Raw genomic sequence first — 15,590 nt, 5'->3', positions numbered from 1 at the left:
TACAAAAGACAGGCATTCAAGCAATAAGCTTCGATGCTCTCAGAGTGGACTGCACGAACCGCAGTCAATAAAGGTGGCACCACGGCTCCCCGTCCTTTGCGATAGGGGGCTTTTTGTGTTTTTTAAATTTATAGGTAAATTCATTGACGAAGAAGAGTAAGTTTGTGACGCGCGCAACAGAGAGCCGGGAAGGTGAGAGCCGGTGCCGCATATCAGGCTGAATGGACTTCGGAGAGGCAGCAGGAAATGGCTGCCCGGCTTCCACCGTTACCAGGACCCAGACGGGATCAATATTCCGTCTGGACGAAGAGGAAGCTTTAGAGCTTCAATGCGAGGTGGCACCGCGGTTAATCCGTCCTCCGCAGCAGTGATCTATTCACTTGCTGCGGAGGACTTTTTTATTTTTATTAAACGCTCAAGAGGTGAAAGAGAGATGAAAACAACAGAAAAAATGAATTATAAATTGAAGGAAATGGAAGGCGATATGCTGACACCGATTATGCTTTATCATCAAATGCAGGGAGAAAAGAAATTTCTGCTTGAAAGCTCTTATAAGCATGAACAAAGCGGGCGGTATTCTTTTCTTGGAATGAATCCAGCAGCCGAATATAAAGCGGCTGGCCAGGAGACAGAACGAATCAATCACCGCACTGGAGTGAGAGATTCGTCTTTCGGCCATAGTCTCCACCAGTTAAAAGAAATGCTATATAACAGAGAGACAACTGAACAGCCTTTTCCTTTCTTTGGGGGCGGGATTGGGTATATCGGGTACGATGTTATGTTTTTAGATGAGCATATCGGTGAATCGCTAGAAGACGAACTGGAAATGCCGGATGTTCACTTTATGTTTTACGATACATTTATCATTTATGACCACTTGTTGCAGAAAGTAACACTTGCCGCAGTTGATCTGTTTGGTGACCGGTCAGAAGAGGAGCTGGAAGAAACGTTACTGAATTTGGAAAATTGCGTAAACGGCGCGAGCCAGCCAAAGCAGACGGAAGTGCTAGATCATCTTTCATTTGCTGGCAATGTGGATAAAGAGCAATTCAGCCAACTGGTTGAAACAGCCAAACAGCATATTATTCGCGGAGACATTTTCCAGGTAGTCCTTTCCCAGCGACTGAAGGCAGCATTCGAGGGCAATCCGTTTTCGCTATACCGGCGTTTACGAACATCCAATCCTTCGCCTTATATGTTTTATATTGATTTTAATGAATATACGGTATTAGGGGCTTCGCCTGAGAGCCTTATACGGATTAATGGTCGGGAAGTTACAACCAACCCAATAGCCGGTACAAGGCCACGAGGAGTAAATGAAGAGGAAGATACAGCGCTAGAACGGGAACTGCTTAATGATGAAAAGGAAATAGCTGAACATCGAATGTTGGTAGATTTAAGCCGTAATGACCTTGGTCGGGTATGTAAAATTGGGAGCGTTCATTTATCTAAATATCAGAAGATTGAAAAATATAAGCATGTCATGCATATTGTCTCGGAAGTAACAGGAGAACTAAAGGAGGAAATTCATCCCCTTGAAGCGCTGTCAGCTTGCCTGCCTGCCGGAACAGTATCGGGTGCGCCAAAAATCCGGGCGATGCAAATTATTAATGACTTAGAGTCAACGAAGCGCGGCTTGTACGCCGGAGCAGTCGGCTATATCTCATCAAATGGTGATCTCGATTTTGCCCTTGCGATCCGGACGATGATTGTGAAAGGCAACCAAGCCTATGTTCAGGCAGGAGCCGGTATCGTGTATGATTCCATTCCGGAAAAAGAATATGAAGAAACAATGCATAAAGCAAAAGCATTGCTGGAGGTAAAATAATGATCCTACTCATTGATAACTACGATTCCTTTACGTATAACTTGTATCAGCAAATCGGTTCTTTAGGAAAAAATGTACGGGTCATCCGCAATGATGAAATGACACTCGCAGAGATTGAAGCCCTTGAACCGGAAGCTATCGTATTATCACCCGGTCCCGGCACACCGGAGGAAGCAGGCATTTGTATCGATGTGGTTCGCAGCTTCTTTCACCGGATTCCGATCCTTGGCATTTGCCTGGGGCACCAGGCGATTGCGGCCGCATTCGGGGCGAAAATCAAGCCCGCAAAAACGATTAAGCACGGAAAAATCTCACTCATTAAGCATGACGGCAAAGGGATGTTTCAGGCACTAGCTGGCCCAGTTCCTGTCATGCGGTATCATTCGCTTTCTGTTGATCAAGAGTCGCTTCCAGAAAAGCTGGAGGTACTCGCCACATCTGCGGACGATGAAGAAATTATGGCGCTTCGCCATCGAGAGTACCCCGTGTACGGGTTGCAATTTCATCCTGAATCCATCGGAACAAAAGCAGGAACGGATATGATTCAGCAATTTTTCCGTCAGTACCGAAAGGAGAAGAACATGAAACAATACTTACTGAAATTGTCCGATCACCAGTCACTGCAGGAAATAGAAATGGAGGCGGCCATTGAAGAAATCCTGCAGGAGGATGCAACAGACAGCGAAATTGCCGCTTTCCTCGTTGCTTTAAAGGCAAAAGGGGAAACGGTGGAAGAGATTGCTGCGCTTGTGAATGTGTTGAGACAAAATGCACTTGGTATAGGGAAGCAACTGCCGGGCGTAATGGACAATTGCGGAACCGGTGGAGATGGCTCGCAAAGCTTTAATATCAGCACGACATCGGCTTTTGTATTAGCAGGTGCGGGAGTAAAAGTAGCGAAGCATGGCAACCGCAGCGTATCGAGCAAAACAGGCAGCGCTGATGTATTAGAGCATCTCGGCATTTCTCTTGATTACTTAGAAGGGGAAACAGATGAGCTTCTGGAAGAGAACGGCATCGCCTTTTTATTCGCGCCTCACGTTCATCCAAGATTAAAAAAGATTATGAAAGTCCGCCGGGATTTAAAAATTCCAACGGTTTTTAACTTAATCGGTCCATTAACAAATCCGGTTCACCTTGATACCCAACTGCTCGGTATTTATCGCCGGGATATGCTGGAGATGATGGCCAACGTGCTGAATCGTCTTGGAAGAAAGCGAGCGGTTGTGCTAAATGGAGCAGGTTTTATGGATGAAGCTTCTTTAGCAGGGGAAAATCATTTGATTTTACTTGAATCAGGAGAGACGAAAAAAATGATCGTCACACCAGAAGAAGTTGGACTCCCTGTTTATGGTCTAGAGGCGATCCGCGGCGGCGAAGCAAAAGAAAATGCCGAAATTTTAAAAAGCATTCTGGAAGGGGAAAAAGGAGCAAGACGCGATACCGTTCTCTTAAATGCCGGCATTGGCTTGTTCGCTAATGGCAAAGCAAAAACCATTCAAGAAGGCATCGAGCTAGCGAGAGAAAGCATTGATTCAGGTGCAGCCTTATCAAAATTACAGTATTTAATTGACTATTCAAAACATCGGCAGAAAGTGAGGATCCCAGTATGAATGCAACCATTTTAGATAAAATTCTGGCTAAGAAACAGGAGGAAGTCGAGCGATTGAAGCAGACTTTCCAGGTGAGTATACCAAAAGAGAAACAGGAAAAACGATCTTTATATACCCGTTTTTATGAATCTAAAAAAATGAACATTATTTCTGAGATTAAAAGGGCCTCCCCTTCTAAAGGAGATATTCATCCAGACGTTGATCCTGTTCGGCAGGCAAAAGAATATGAACAAAGCGGTGCCGATGCTATTTCTGTCTTAACAGACGAACCTTTTTTTAAAGGCACGATGAGCGATTTGGAAGCAGTGCGCCAGAACGTGACGGTCCCAGTCTTATGCAAGGATTTTATGATTGATTCTATCCAGATTGACCGGGCAAAAGCAGCGGGTGCGGATATTATTTTACTGATTGCAGCCGCTCTTCAGCAAGACCAGCTGGCAAGTCTCTATTCATATGCTAAGGAGCAGGAGCTCGATGTATTGCTTGAAGTTCACAATGAAGAAGAGATGGAGCGGGCTCTTCTCATTGATGCCGATGTCATTGGTATTAACAATCGTGATTTAAAAAGCTTCGTGGTCGATCTGGGAGTAACTGAGCGGCTATTGCAGTCTTATTGGCATCCTGAAAAGGTGTTTATTGCCGAAAGCGGCATCCGCACAGCTGCTGATGTAGAAAGAGTCAAAGCGGCTGGAGCCAAAGGCATTTTAGTCGGAGAAACCTTTATGAAGAGCGGGAATATCGGTAAAACGTTCCGTGAATTGAAAATCAGCCTGTGAGGTGACGAGCATGAAAGTGAAAATATGCGGCATTCGGGACGTAGAGACCGCTCTGTACGCCAAACAAATCGGAACCGATGCACTTGGCTTTGTGTTTGCCAAAAGCAAGCGGCAGCTGTCAGCTGAACAGGCACAAGAAATTGCTGCCAGCCTGGGGAAAGGCCCGTTAAAAGTCGGGGTCTTCGTGAATGAGGAATTAGAGAAAATAGAATCTATTGCCGATCAGGCTTCACTCGATGTGATTCAGCTCCATGGTGATGAACCGCCTGAAATGGCGAAAAGACTCCGATTGCCAGTGATTAAAGCATTCAGCTTTGAAAAAGGGGCGAAGCTTTCAGACATCCTGAGCTATCCAGCAGACTTTATTTTGCTTGATAGTCCGGCTGGCCCTTACCGGGGCGGCAATGGGACGTCTTTTGACTGGACGCTTTTAGAAAAAGAATCTTTTGATCGTTCCCGTCTGATTTTAGCTGGGGGACTAAACACGGAAAATGTAGAAGAAGCGATTGGAACGGTCCGTCCGTTTGCCGTAGATGTCTCAAGTGGAGTGGAAACAGACGGAGTAAAAGATCGGGAAAAAATAAAACAGTTTATTCAAACAGTGAAGGGAGTAACGAAAGATGACTACATATGTACAACCAGATGAGCGAGGGCACTTCGGACCATTTGGCGGCCGTTATGTACCGGAAACATTAATGCAGGCGGTTCTTGAATTGGAGGAAGCTTATCAGGAAGCAATGCAAGATCCAGCGTTTTTAGAGGAGCTAAATGACTATTTGACAGATTACATTGGCCGGGAAAACCCGCTTTATTTTGCCCGGAACTTAACCGAAAAGCTGGGCGGGGCAAAAATTTATTTAAAACGCGAAGATTTAAATCATACGGGTGCCCACAAAATTAACAATACGATCGGGCAGGCGCTGTTAGCGGTGCGTATGGGGAAAAAGAAAGTCGTCGCAGAAACGGGAGCCGGCCAGCATGGTGTGGCGACAGCAACAGTGAGTGCGCTGTTGAATTTAGAATGTGTCATCTTCATGGGAGAAGAAGATATTCGCCGCCAAAAGCTGAATGTATTCCGGATGGAGCTGCTAGGGGCGAAGGTGGTCAGTGTGAGCCAGGGAAGCGGCACGTTGAAAGATGCAGTCAATGAAGCATTACGTTATTGGGTAGCCAATGTGGAGGATACGCATTATGTTATGGGATCTGTCCTAGGACCGCACCCATTCCCACAGATCGTCCGTGATTTTCAAAGTGTCATTGGCAAGGAAACGAAAGAGCAGATGTTGAAAAAAGAAGGAAAGCTTCCAGATGCAGTCGTGGCTTGTGTGGGCGGTGGCAGCAACGCAATGGGCATGTTTTATCCGTTTATTAATGATGAAGGTGTAAAGATGTATGGGGTAGAAGCTGCCGGAAGTGGTGTGGATACGGAAGAGCATGCTGCTTCGCTGACGAAAGGAAAGATCGGCGTCCTGCACGGCAGTAAAATGTACCTTCTCCAAGATGAGGCCGGCCAAATCCAAGAGGCGCACTCTATCTCAGCGGGGCTGGATTACCCAGGTGTCGGACCGGAACACAGCCTGTTAAAAGAAATCGGCCGGGTCGAATACACATCGATAACTGATGAAGAAGCACTGGAAGGGTTCAAGCTGCTGACGCAAACAGAAGGGATTATTCCAGCACTGGAAAGCTCGCATGCGATCGCCTATGCTGCAAAGCTCGCAAAAAAGATGGAGAAAGACGAATGTATCGCTGTTTGTTTATCTGGCAGAGGGGACAAAGATGTAGAAGCCATTCAAGCAAGATTAGGAGGCAAAGAACATGAGTAAATTCAAGCTAGAAAAAGCTTTTCAAACCGTACAAGAAAAAGACTATAAAGCCTTTATTTCTTATATTATGGCTGGGGACGGCGGACTCGATGCTTTGAAGGACCAGCTTCTTTATTTACAGGAAGCGGGTGTTACCGCAGCAGAAATCGGCATTCCTTTTTCTGATCCGGTCGCCGACGGCCCTGTTATTCAGGAAGCTGGAAAGCGGGCGTTAGCACATGAGGTAACGTTGAAGAGGGTGTTGGAGTATTTAACCATTCATCAAGATTCTTTTACGATCCCAATCATTTTGATGACGTATTTGAACCCAGTCTTTCAATACGGGGCTGAAGCGTTTGCTGAAGATAGCCGCAAAGCAGGGGTATCCGGTGTGATCATTCCCGATATGCCAATTGAAGAAGAAGGAGAAGTAAGTGAAGCGCTGAAGCAGAAGGATCTTGCGTTAATCCGTTTAGCTACCTTGACGAGTCCTGAAGACAGGATCGCTAAAATTGCAGATGGAGCGGAGGGCTTTATTTATGCAGTAACAGTAAAGGGAACAACAGGTGTCCGCGCAAGCTACCAGGATGATGTCGCCTCTTATTTGCAGCGTATTAAATCAAAAAGCGCGGTTCCCGTACTAGCCGGATTCGGCGTATCTTCAAAAGAACAAGCAGAGGAACTTGGCCAGTATTGTGATGGGGTCATTGTCGGCAGTAAAATCGTTGAATTGTTCCATGAAGGAAAAAAAGAGGAAATCAAACAATTGATTCCTCACGCTACGGTTAAAGTGAATTAATGAAGAGAAGTATTCTACTAATGTAGAGAAATGATAGGGAATCGAGTGTGAGACTTTAACGGTTTCACACTCGATTCTTGTTGTAATACGACATGTTTTTAGCAGTTTAAAATAAATTTATTTCTCATCTTAAAATCTAATAAAGAGATTTAAAGCGGTCATTATCGAAAAAAGTCGAATTTAAGCAAAAAGACCCCTTTCAAATTCCTCGTGAATTTCAAGTTATTGTCATGTTATAGTAAATCTAGAAGTAAAAATTATATTATTTTGAGAATTTAGAGACTGTTCTTAGTCATCCTCTCACTGTAATAGAAGGGAGGTACCACAAGATATGTCATCAAACCATACAGCAACCATGTTAAAAACCCTGAAGGAATACCATAACTGTGAAATATCATTAACTTTTACAAGTAATAGTGGCACACCTCTATTATTCGTAAGCTACCAGAACAATAGCTACCAAATAACATATCTTACAAACCTCATGATTGAAACTTATGAAACCATTGAATCTACAATTTCAGCTGTTGATAAAGCTATGCAATCTGATTTATGAGAAACCTCTGATTTTAATTAGGGGTTTTTATTTTGCAATCCACAGCATTTATTCGATTCTTTTGCCGATAGCCACGCTACAATAAAGCATGAGTTGATCAGTAAAGGGATAGTTAGAACAGGAAATTTAAGAACAATGAACATTCCATATAAAATTTAGTTTTACGTAAGGGAGGGAAAGAATGAAGCACGTATTAGTAGTAGGTGGAACGGGGATGCTTGCAGGAGTATCACTTTGGCTATTAGATAACGGCTATCATGTATCCATCCTCGCAAGAAATGCTGGGCGCATGAAATCATTAATAGAAAGAACCGGTTTAAAAAGCTGTGTAACACCTATACTAGTTGATTATCACAATGAATATGAATTAAGAAAGAAAGTAAAGGCAACCATTAAGCAAAACGGAGATATCGATATGGTAGTCGCTTGGATTCACTCGACTGCTGAACGTGCACTTGAGTTTATAGTAAAAGAGGTTTCTGCCAATGAGAATAAATGGGAACTATTTCATATTTTAGGCAGCAGTTCGGATGCGGATAAAATCAAGAGAAAGCGTCCTTTAGCTGATAGTTACTTTTATCATCAAGTTCAATTAGGTTTTATCGATGAAGGCAGTCATTCAAGATGGTTAACAAATGAGGAGATTTCTAAAGGTGTAATTGAAGCTGTAAAGAAGAAAGAAAAACTACTAACCATTGGTCAAATTGAGCCTTGGGAAAGACGGCCTTGACAAAGTGAGACTGCTTTTATGGTAGAATATGTATATCAAAAGATAGAATGGTGGAGATTCTATGTATACATACGATTCATTTGAAACTATGGGAGCATTCACTTTATTGCGGCCTGTCTTTATTACTTTAATTGTGGCAATGTTGTTTCTATTTCTTATCGCGCTGCTTCCTTCTTTAAGAAGAAAGGTTCATCATTTATTCGTGGTGGGGGGATCGGTCGTTTTAGTCATTGTATCTGCCCAACTGTTATATTATGACGCAATTATCGTTGATGAGCTCGGTTTAGGGGGAGATGAAATAACGACCTATCTGTTCTTGATAATTGTTATCTTTAGCGTGATGAATTCTATCATCTTTTATGTTAGGCAGAAACGCTCAGAACGATGATAAACGAGTCTTGTACGATCCTAATATGTAATAAAAGGAGACGGATTAGGAAAAAGCTTAGGACCATAATAATCCCTAAGCTTTTTAAATGTTATGTAGTGTGCTTTCACATGAGAATGACAAAAGATAAACTGCTTATCTTGCGTAATGTTTTTCCGCTCACTTTTTGAAATATACCTATAAGGGTATTTGACAATGAGATTATTTTATAATAAAATGCAAGTATACAGTGACTGGATATTTTTTTATCTGAAAATATACCCCCATGTGTATATGTAGAAGGAGGAAATAAAATTGAGTAAAACAGTAGAGGTAAAAGAAATTGATCATCTAGTAAAGGAAGGTGCTTTACTGATTGACGTTCGTGAGGAATCGGAGAGGTTAATGGGCTATATAGAAGGAAGTAAAAATATTCCGCTCGGAGAACTATCCAAGCATTTGGGCGAACTGCCTAAGAATCAGCCTGTCTATATTTCCTGCCAATCCGGAAAGCGTGGAGAAACAGCTGTTCAGTTATTATTGGAGAATGGATTTGATGCTTATAATGTAGCGGGCGGATATCGTGCTTATGCTGAATATCTTCAATCTACGGGTAATGAGAAAGAAGAGAAGATAGAGGGGACACAAATAAAACCAGATAAGGAATTGAATTGCTCAGGGTTACAATGTCCAGGGCCGATTAGCCAAGTGTTCCAAGCAATGAATCAAATGAAAGATGGAGAAGTACTAGAAGTAAAGGTAACTGATCCAGGATTTATTGCTGATGCCAAAGCATGGTGTGCGAATACAGGAAACACGTTTATCGGCAGTGAAACAACAGGGAAAACAACGGTTGCCTACATGCGCAAAGGAGCAGCGGGAAAACCTGAAGCTTCTGTACAAGCAGGAGAAGAAAAGACTAATAAAGGAGCGACTCTCGTTGTATTTAACCAGGATTTAGATAAAGCGATTGCTTCCTTTATTATTGCAACAGGCGCAGCCGCTATGGGAAAGAAGGTCACGATGTTCTTCACATTCTGGGGATTGAACATTCTGCGCCGTGATGAAGAAATTCCTCAGGATGGAAAAGATTTTATGGAAAAAATGTTTACGAAAATGATGCCAGCGGGTCCTAAGCATTTGCCTATTTCTAACATGAATATGGGTGGCATGGGCGCAAAAATGATTCGTCAAGTGATGGAAAAGAAAAACGTAGACAGCTTGGAAACACTAATGGAAAATGCGATGAACATGGGAGTTCGCATCGTTGCTTGTGCAATGAGCATGGATGTTATGGGCATCCGTAAAGAGGAATTGATCGATGGGGTAGAAATTGGCGGGGTAGCTACCTATCTTGGTCAGGCCGAGAATGCTAATGTGAATTTATTCATTTAAAAAATAAGAAAAGTGTGTGCGTTTGCACACACTTTTCTTATTTAATAGCCGTCACGCAAACGGTTAACACCGGCCGCTCTTCTTTGTAATGAACGGCAGCGCCGGAAAAACCGGCTTTCTCCAGGTCGTTGCAGATCATTCGTGCCAGCTGCTTTGTCTTAGTATCGTCGGCATTCTCCTCGCGTGGTTGGACGGTAATGGCAATTTGTCCATCCTGTTTCACCAGCTGATATAAGACGGCAAGTCCTTTTTCACGGTTTGACCAGAGCGGATAATTATTGACTGACAAAACCCGATCATAATGCTTATCTGTTTCGAATTCAGCAATATCCTTGACGAATAGACGCAGCCTTCCTTCACTTACTAACAATTGGTTTCGCTTTTCACACGTATGTTTCATTGTTTCGGACGCATCCACTCCGTCAATATAGATAGAAGGAAAGCGTTTGCCTGCTTCTTCGATAGCGAAGCCAGGTCCAAAGCCAACTTCGAGCACGTGGTCATTCAGTTTGATGTTTAAAAGATCAAGCGTCCATTTATTAATGGTTCGATTCTCCACTGACATAATTTTGCCTGCTGCTTGGCCGAGCAAGCCATCCGGCTTTTCGAATTGTTTAGAAAAAAATGAAAACATCCAGTCGTCCTCCGCTTTTTTCTATAATATATACCTCTTTATTTTCTATGAAATCATCGATCGAGCATTTATTTTAAGCATTGCTTCATTAATCATATAAAAACGCAAGTCCTATTCATGGAATGAAGCAGCAAATTTCCCTCATAACACAGCGAAGAAGTGCTTACTTGACAAGTTGTATAATAAATGCGACTTTTTTATGAAAAAATATTGGTTTTTCGCCGCAAGAGTAGTAAGATTGTACATGGAAAAAATGATGCTGCTCTATTGAGATGAAGATAGAGGAATGAATCAAGCGGGGAAATGCTGTAAAATTGCTGCTTAGCAGAATAATTTCCACTTGTCAAATTATACTAATAAAAAATACGTGGCATATTTGGCAAATTAAGCTTTAATGCTTTCCCTCAATACCTTGCAGTGGTAAGATGTCCTTGTAGGCAGTATAAATTTTCATCCTGGGTGTATCATGGTGTATAGAGTGATAGGCAATACACAATGTAAGCCCATCAAAATATCATTTAGCAAAAATTAATGGGCGAAATAGTTGGAGGTTTTTCAGAATGAAAATGCAGACAGCCCAAGGGAATCCGTGGAGTGAGTTCTCCGGACCAAACCTTGGATATGTAATGGAGTTGTACGAGCACTATCTAAAAGATCCTGAATCAATCGATCCAGAAATGAAGCAGATGTTTGAAGAGTGGGGAGCACCTGTAGCAAATGTACCCCACCAAGAAGGTGGTAAGACAGCTGTACCTGCATCAGGCAATGATTTAAATGTTTTGTTTAACGCAGTCAAACTGGCTGACAGTATCCGTACGTACGGTCATCTTGCAGCAGATATTAATCCACTGAGTGACAAGAATAAAGATACGTACCGAATCGAATTAAGCACTTTCAACTTAACAGAAGAAGAATTGCGAAAAGTTCCTGTTCAATATTTATGTCCTGATGCACCTGCACATGTGAGGGACGGATATGATGCGATCCAACACTTGAAAAAAGTCTATACAGATAAACTGGCTTTTGAGTTAGCCCAAGTCCATAATTTAGAAGAAAGACAATGGTTCAGACAGCAAATTGAATCAACTAATTATTATCCAACATTCTCAAGCGAACAAAAAATTCAGCTGTTAAAGAGACTGACACAAGTAGAAGGCTTTGAGAAATTTATTCATAAAACATTCGTCGGCCAAAAGCGCTTCTCTATCGAAGGGTTGGATGCGATGGTTCCTCTACTAGATGAACTTGTAAAGCATTCAACAGAAATAGGAGCAAAAACAGTAAATATCGGCATGGCCCACAGAGGCCGCTTAAATGTTTTGGCCCACATCTTAGGTAAACCATACGAAATGATTTTTGCCGAGTTCCAACATGCGCCAAGCAAAAATCTGCTTCCTGAAGGCTCTATGAAGATGACTACATATGGCTGGACGGGCGATGTGAAATATCACCTTGGAGCGGATCACAGCTTTAAGGAAGATGCAGATATTACTCGTGTGACGCTCGCTAACAACCCGAGCCACCTTGAAATCGTTAGCCCAGTTGTAGCTGGCTACACAAGAGCGGCACAGGAAAACCGCGCTAAACCAGGTGTGCCTGAACAAGATACAAATGCTGCGTTGGCTATTTTAATTCACGGTGATGCTGCATTCCCAGGCCAGGGCGTTGTGAGTGAAACATTTAACATGAGCCGGATTCCTGGTTATCAAACAGGCGGTTCCATTCACATTATCGCGAACAATATGATCGGATTTACGACAGAAAGCTATGATTCACGTTCTACTCGTTATGCTTCTGACCTGGCAAAAGGTTTCGAAGTGCCGATCGTTCATGTGAATGCGGATGATCCAGAAGCATGTATTGCTGCGGCTCTTATGGCCGTTGATTATCGTAATCGTTTCGGTAAAGACTTTGTTATCGACTTGATTGGTTACCGCCGCTTTGGTCATAATGAAATGGATGAGCCAATGACGACAAATCCAACGATGTATCAAATGATTCATCAACACCCAACCGTTCGTCAGCTTTATGCAGATAAGCTCGTTAACCGCGGAGTCATTTCTAAGGAAGAAGCAGAAAAACTTTACGCGGAGAATGAACAGAAGCTAAAAGACTTGTATGAAACGGTTCCGAAGAAAGACGAGAATCCGGATATTGTAATGAATCCGCCAAAATTCGTTGAACGCGAGCTTCCATCCAGCGAAACAGGAGTAGAAGCAGACGTATTAAGCAGAATTAACAGCGAATTATTAAACTGGCCGAAAGATTTACACGTATTTAAAAAGCTTGAGCGTATTTTAAAGCGTCGTGAAAATGTCTTTGAAACAGATGGACAGATTGACTGGGGCCATGCAGAAGCACTTGCCTTCGCTTCCATCCTGAAGGGCGGCACACCAGTCCGCTTAACAGGGCAGGATGCTCAGCGTGGTACGTTCGCTCATCGCAACCTTGTTCTTCATGACGTTGAAACAGGCCAAGAATATATTCCTTTAAATCACTTAGAGGAAACAAATGCTTCTTTCGTTGTCATTAACAGCCCATTAACAGAACTAGCAGTTGTCGGTTATGAATATGGCTACAACGTATTTTCTCCGGAAACACTCGTTCTGTGGGAAGCCCAGTTTGGTGATTTCGCCAATATGGCGCAGCCAATGTTTGATCAGTTTGTGTCTTCTGGCCGAGCAAAATGGGGACAAAAATCGGGTCTTGTTATGCTTCTGCCACATGGCTATGAAGGACAAGGACCTGAACATTCAAGCGGCCGTCTAGAACGCTTCCTGCAAAATGCTGCAGAAAACAACTGGACAGTAGCCAACCTTTCTTCAACGGCTCAATACTTCCACGTGTTGCGCCGCCAAGCCGCAATCTTGCAAAAAGAAGAAGTGCGCCCGCTAGTGATCATGACTCCGAAAAGCCTGCTGCGCCATCCGCTTGCGGCTTCTAAGGCTTCTGAGTTTGCTTCTGGCTCCTTTAAGCCGGTTGTAGCAGAACCAAGACTTGGAGATCATCCGGAACAAGTAGAAAGAGTTGTTCTGTGTAGCGGTAAAGTGTCTGTTGATTTGGCTGAACAAATTAGCAAAGCAGAAGAAGAGCTTAACTGGCTGCACGTGTTAAGAGTAGAAGAATTATATCCATTCCCTAAAGAAGAAATTAGAGAATTTTTAGCGCAATTCCCGCAATTGAAAGAGGTAGTATGGATGCAGGAAGAACCGCAAAACTTCGGAGCATGGACTTATATGGATGCACGTCTTCGTGATGTAGCGCCAGAAGAAGCGACCGTTCGTTACATTGGCCGCCGTCGTCGCTCCAGCCCTTCAGAAGGGGATGCGATTGTGCATAAGAAAGAACAAGCGCGTATTTTAAAAGCAGCTATTACAAGAGGCTAATAAATTAGATGAAAAGCTGGCAGGCTGTCTTTGCGGCCTGTTCAGCTTTGAAATAAAATATTTTTATTACAACTAACAAGATAAGACGAATGTATATTAGAGGAGGACACGAAAGTGGCTGAAATTAAAGTTCCAGAGTTGGCAGAATCAATTACAGAAGGTACAATTGCGCAATGGTTGAAAAAACCAGGAGATGTAGTTGAAAAAGGCGAATACATTGTTGAACTTGAAACAGATAAAGTAAATGTAGAAGTAATTTCCGAAGAAGCGGGTGTTATTCAAGAGCTGAAAGCGGAAGAGGGCGATACAGTAGAGGTTGGTCAAGTCATCGCTATTGTAGGTGAAGGAAATGGCGCAGCACCGGCACCTGTTGAAGAAGCAGCACCTGCGGCAGCTCCTCAGCAAGAGGAAGCTAAACCAGCACAAGAAGTTGTAAAAGAAGCTCCAGCAGCTCAAGATGCAAAGCAACGCCCAATCGCTTCTCCAGCAGCCCGTAAAATGGCTCGCGAAAAAGGCATTGATTTAAATGAAGTGCCTACAGTGGATCCAATGGGCCGCGTGCGTAAACAAGATGTAGAATCTTATTCTGCTAACGGAGCTAAACCAGCAGCTCCACAACAACCAGCAGCTAAGCCTGCTGCTCCAGCGGCTGCCCCAAAACAAGATGACAGCAAACCTGTTGTTCGTGAAAGAATGTCTCGCCGCCGTCAAACGATTGCTAACCGTCTTCTAGAAGTGAAGCAATCTACAGCTATGCTGACTACATTTAACGAAATTGATATGACAGCTGTCATGGAACTGCGCAAACGCAAAAAAGATAAATTCTTTGAAGCTCATGATGTCCGCTTAGGATTTATGTCTTTCTTCACAAAAGCAGTTGTTGCTGCATTGAAGAAATTCCCTTATGTAAATGCTGAAATTGATGGAAATGAAATCGTATTGAAGAAATTTTACGATATCGGTGTGGCCGTTTCTACTGAAGAAGGCCTTGTTGTACCGGTTGTTCGTGATTGTGATCGTAAAAACTTCGCTGAAATCGAAAGCGATATTTTAGGTCTTGCACTAAAAGCTCGTGACAACAAACTAGCTCTTGGTGATCTTCAAGGCGGAACATTTACGATTACAAATGGTGGTGTGTTCGGTTCCCTGCTTTCTACACCGATCCTTAATGGTACACAAGTAGGTATCCTTGGCATGCACACTATTCAAACTCGTCCGGTTGCTATCGATAAAGACCGCATGGAAAACCGTCCAATGATGTATGTGGCTCTATCTTATGACCACAGAGTAATCGATGGAAAAGAAGCAGTTGGCTTCTTAAAAATGGTAAAAGATTTACTTGAAAATCCTGAAGATCTTCTTCTTGAAGGTTAATAAGAAAAAACCAGCCGTGAATGGCTGGTTTTTTTATTTGTAGCATAAAAAAGGTATGCCAACTTACGGCATACCTGGCATTTTTTTAGTTAGTTAATTTTTCGTCACATTGAGGCCGCGCTTCTGCGCCTCGTTTCGAAGCATTCTAATCCAATCTGTGTCTTGACCTTTGTTCTTTGCGTCTCGATAGGCTGCTACAAGCATTTCATTACTCATGATTTTCATGAAATTACCTCCTTGAAATAGGTCAGTATATCCGTGGCTTAGAAAATGAAATAAAGATTTATCTTTATTTTCTGTCATTATACATAATCTGATTAGATTTTT

The 15,590-nt window shown here is 42.8% G+C and carries 13 protein-coding genes and 2 other annotated features (1 of these 15 only partly in view); of the genes, 11 read left to right on the top strand and 2 right to left on the bottom strand.

The features are described from left to right. Positions 1-100, top strand: a binding site (T-box leader) (it extends 150 nt beyond the left edge of the window). A 34-nt stretch (positions 101-134) separates the two neighbouring features. Further along, positions 135-363: a binding site (T-box leader), on the top strand. Positions 364-433: 70 nt separating this feature from the next. The 9 genes from trpE (at position 434) to MKZ02_RS14890 (ending at position 9,869) form a co-directional block, all read left to right on the top strand. Beyond that, positions 434-1,828 (top strand): anthranilate synthase component I, encoded by a 1,395-nt coding sequence (gene trpE, locus MKZ02_RS14930; RefSeq protein ID WP_340854278.1) that lies wholly within the window; start codon positions 434-436, stop codon positions 1,826-1,828. Next, the gene (locus MKZ02_RS14925; protein ID WP_340854277.1) at positions 1,828-3,441 is read left to right on the top strand and encodes a bifunctional anthranilate synthase component II/anthranilate phosphoribosyltransferase; all 1,614 of its coding nucleotides are present in this window, start codon (positions 1,828-1,830) and stop codon (positions 3,439-3,441) included. The genes trpE and MKZ02_RS14925 overlap by 1 nt, the downstream gene beginning before the upstream one ends. Beyond that, positions 3,438-4,217 (top strand): indole-3-glycerol phosphate synthase TrpC, encoded by a 780-nt coding sequence (trpC, locus tag MKZ02_RS14920; RefSeq protein ID WP_340854276.1) that lies wholly within the window; start codon positions 3,438-3,440, stop codon positions 4,215-4,217. The genes MKZ02_RS14925 and trpC overlap by 4 nt, the downstream gene beginning before the upstream one ends. A 10-nt stretch (positions 4,218-4,227) precedes the next feature. Beyond that, positions 4,228-4,863 carry a phosphoribosylanthranilate isomerase gene (locus MKZ02_RS14915; RefSeq protein ID WP_340854275.1) on the top strand — a complete coding sequence of 212 codons (636 nt, stop codon included), beginning with the start codon at positions 4,228-4,230 and terminating at the stop codon, positions 4,861-4,863. Further along, positions 4,838-6,043 (top strand): tryptophan synthase subunit beta, encoded by a 1,206-nt coding sequence (gene trpB, locus MKZ02_RS14910; protein WP_340854274.1) that lies wholly within the window; start codon positions 4,838-4,840, stop codon positions 6,041-6,043. Before MKZ02_RS14915 ends, trpB begins: the two co-directional genes overlap by 26 nt. Further along, the gene (gene trpA / locus MKZ02_RS14905; RefSeq protein ID WP_340854273.1) at positions 6,036-6,821 is read left to right on the top strand and encodes a tryptophan synthase subunit alpha; all 786 of its coding nucleotides are present in this window, start codon (positions 6,036-6,038) and stop codon (positions 6,819-6,821) included. The genes trpB and trpA overlap by 8 nt, the downstream gene beginning before the upstream one ends. 737 nt (positions 6,822-7,558) lie before the next feature. After that, positions 7,559-8,107 (top strand): short-chain dehydrogenase, encoded by a 549-nt coding sequence (locus MKZ02_RS14900; RefSeq protein WP_340854272.1) that lies wholly within the window; start codon positions 7,559-7,561, stop codon positions 8,105-8,107. 61 nt (positions 8,108-8,168) lie between these two features. Further along, positions 8,169-8,495 carry a hypothetical protein gene (locus tag MKZ02_RS14895; protein ID WP_340854271.1) on the top strand — a complete coding sequence of 109 codons (327 nt, stop codon included), beginning with the start codon at positions 8,169-8,171 and terminating at the stop codon, positions 8,493-8,495. 294 nt (positions 8,496-8,789) lie between these two features. Further along, the gene (locus tag MKZ02_RS14890) at positions 8,790-9,869 is read left to right on the top strand and encodes a DsrE/DsrF/DrsH-like family protein (RefSeq protein WP_340854270.1); all 1,080 of its coding nucleotides are present in this window, start codon (positions 8,790-8,792) and stop codon (positions 9,867-9,869) included. 37 nt (positions 9,870-9,906) lie between these two features. Here the strand turns inward: MKZ02_RS14890 and MKZ02_RS14885 are convergent, their stop codons facing one another. Next, the gene (locus tag MKZ02_RS14885; protein WP_340854269.1) at positions 9,907-10,503 is read right to left on the bottom strand and encodes a class I SAM-dependent methyltransferase; all 597 of its coding nucleotides are present in this window, start codon (positions 10,501-10,503) and stop codon (positions 9,907-9,909) included. 560 nt (positions 10,504-11,063) lie between these two features. Here MKZ02_RS14885 and MKZ02_RS14880 point away from each other — a divergent pair. Further along, entirely contained in the window at positions 11,064-13,889 is a 2,826-nt protein-coding gene (locus MKZ02_RS14880; RefSeq protein WP_340854268.1) for a 2-oxoglutarate dehydrogenase E1 component, read from the top strand. A 114-nt stretch (positions 13,890-14,003) separates the two neighbouring features. After that, positions 14,004-15,263: a 2-oxoglutarate dehydrogenase complex dihydrolipoyllysine-residue succinyltransferase gene (odhB, locus tag MKZ02_RS14875; protein ID WP_120031060.1), complete on the top strand. Its 1,260-nt coding sequence runs from the start codon at positions 14,004-14,006 to the stop codon at positions 15,261-15,263. A gap of 93 nt (positions 15,264-15,356) precedes the next feature. Here the strand turns inward: odhB and sda are convergent, their stop codons facing one another. After that, entirely contained in the window at positions 15,357-15,488 is a 132-nt protein-coding gene (gene sda, locus MKZ02_RS14870; protein WP_120031062.1) for a sporulation histidine kinase inhibitor Sda, read from the bottom strand. Between the last annotated feature and the right edge of the window lie 102 nt (positions 15,489-15,590).

Source organism: Pseudobacillus sp. FSL P4-0506 (genome assembly GCF_038003025.1).
GTDB lineage: Bacteria > Bacillota > Bacilli > Bacillales > Domibacillaceae > Pseudobacillus.
This window is presented reverse-complemented; position numbering and strand designations above follow the sequence as displayed.

Bases quoted from the DNA above. Each gene is read 5' to 3' on its own strand.
- trpC (WP_340854276.1), top strand. From the start codon at position 3,438: ATGAATGCAACCATTTTAGATAAAATTCTGGCTAAGAAACAGGAGGAA.
- trpB (WP_340854274.1), top strand. From the start codon at position 4,838: ATGACTACATATGTACAACCAGATGAGCGAGGGCACTTCGGACCATTT.
- MKZ02_RS14900 (WP_340854272.1), top strand. From the start codon at position 7,559: ATGAAGCACGTATTAGTAGTAGGTGGAACGGGGATGCTTGCAGGAGTA.
- MKZ02_RS14880 (WP_340854268.1), top strand. From the start codon at position 11,064: ATGAAAATGCAGACAGCCCAAGGGAATCCGTGGAGTGAGTTCTCCGGA.
- sda (WP_120031062.1), bottom strand. From the start codon at position 15,488: ATGAAAATCATGAGTAATGAAATGCTTGTAGCAGCCTATCGAGACGCA.
- trpA (WP_340854273.1), top strand. From the start codon at position 6,036: ATGAGTAAATTCAAGCTAGAAAAAGCTTTTCAAACCGTACAAGAAAAA.
- MKZ02_RS14885 (WP_340854269.1), bottom strand. From the start codon at position 10,503: ATGTTTTCATTTTTTTCTAAACAATTCGAAAAGCCGGATGGCTTGCTC.
- MKZ02_RS14895 (WP_340854271.1), top strand. From the start codon at position 8,169: ATGTATACATACGATTCATTTGAAACTATGGGAGCATTCACTTTATTG.
- MKZ02_RS14925 (WP_340854277.1), top strand. From the start codon at position 1,828: ATGATCCTACTCATTGATAACTACGATTCCTTTACGTATAACTTGTAT.
- trpE (WP_340854278.1), top strand. From the start codon at position 434: ATGAAAACAACAGAAAAAATGAATTATAAATTGAAGGAAATGGAAGGC.
- MKZ02_RS14915 (WP_340854275.1), top strand. From the start codon at position 4,228: ATGAAAGTGAAAATATGCGGCATTCGGGACGTAGAGACCGCTCTGTAC.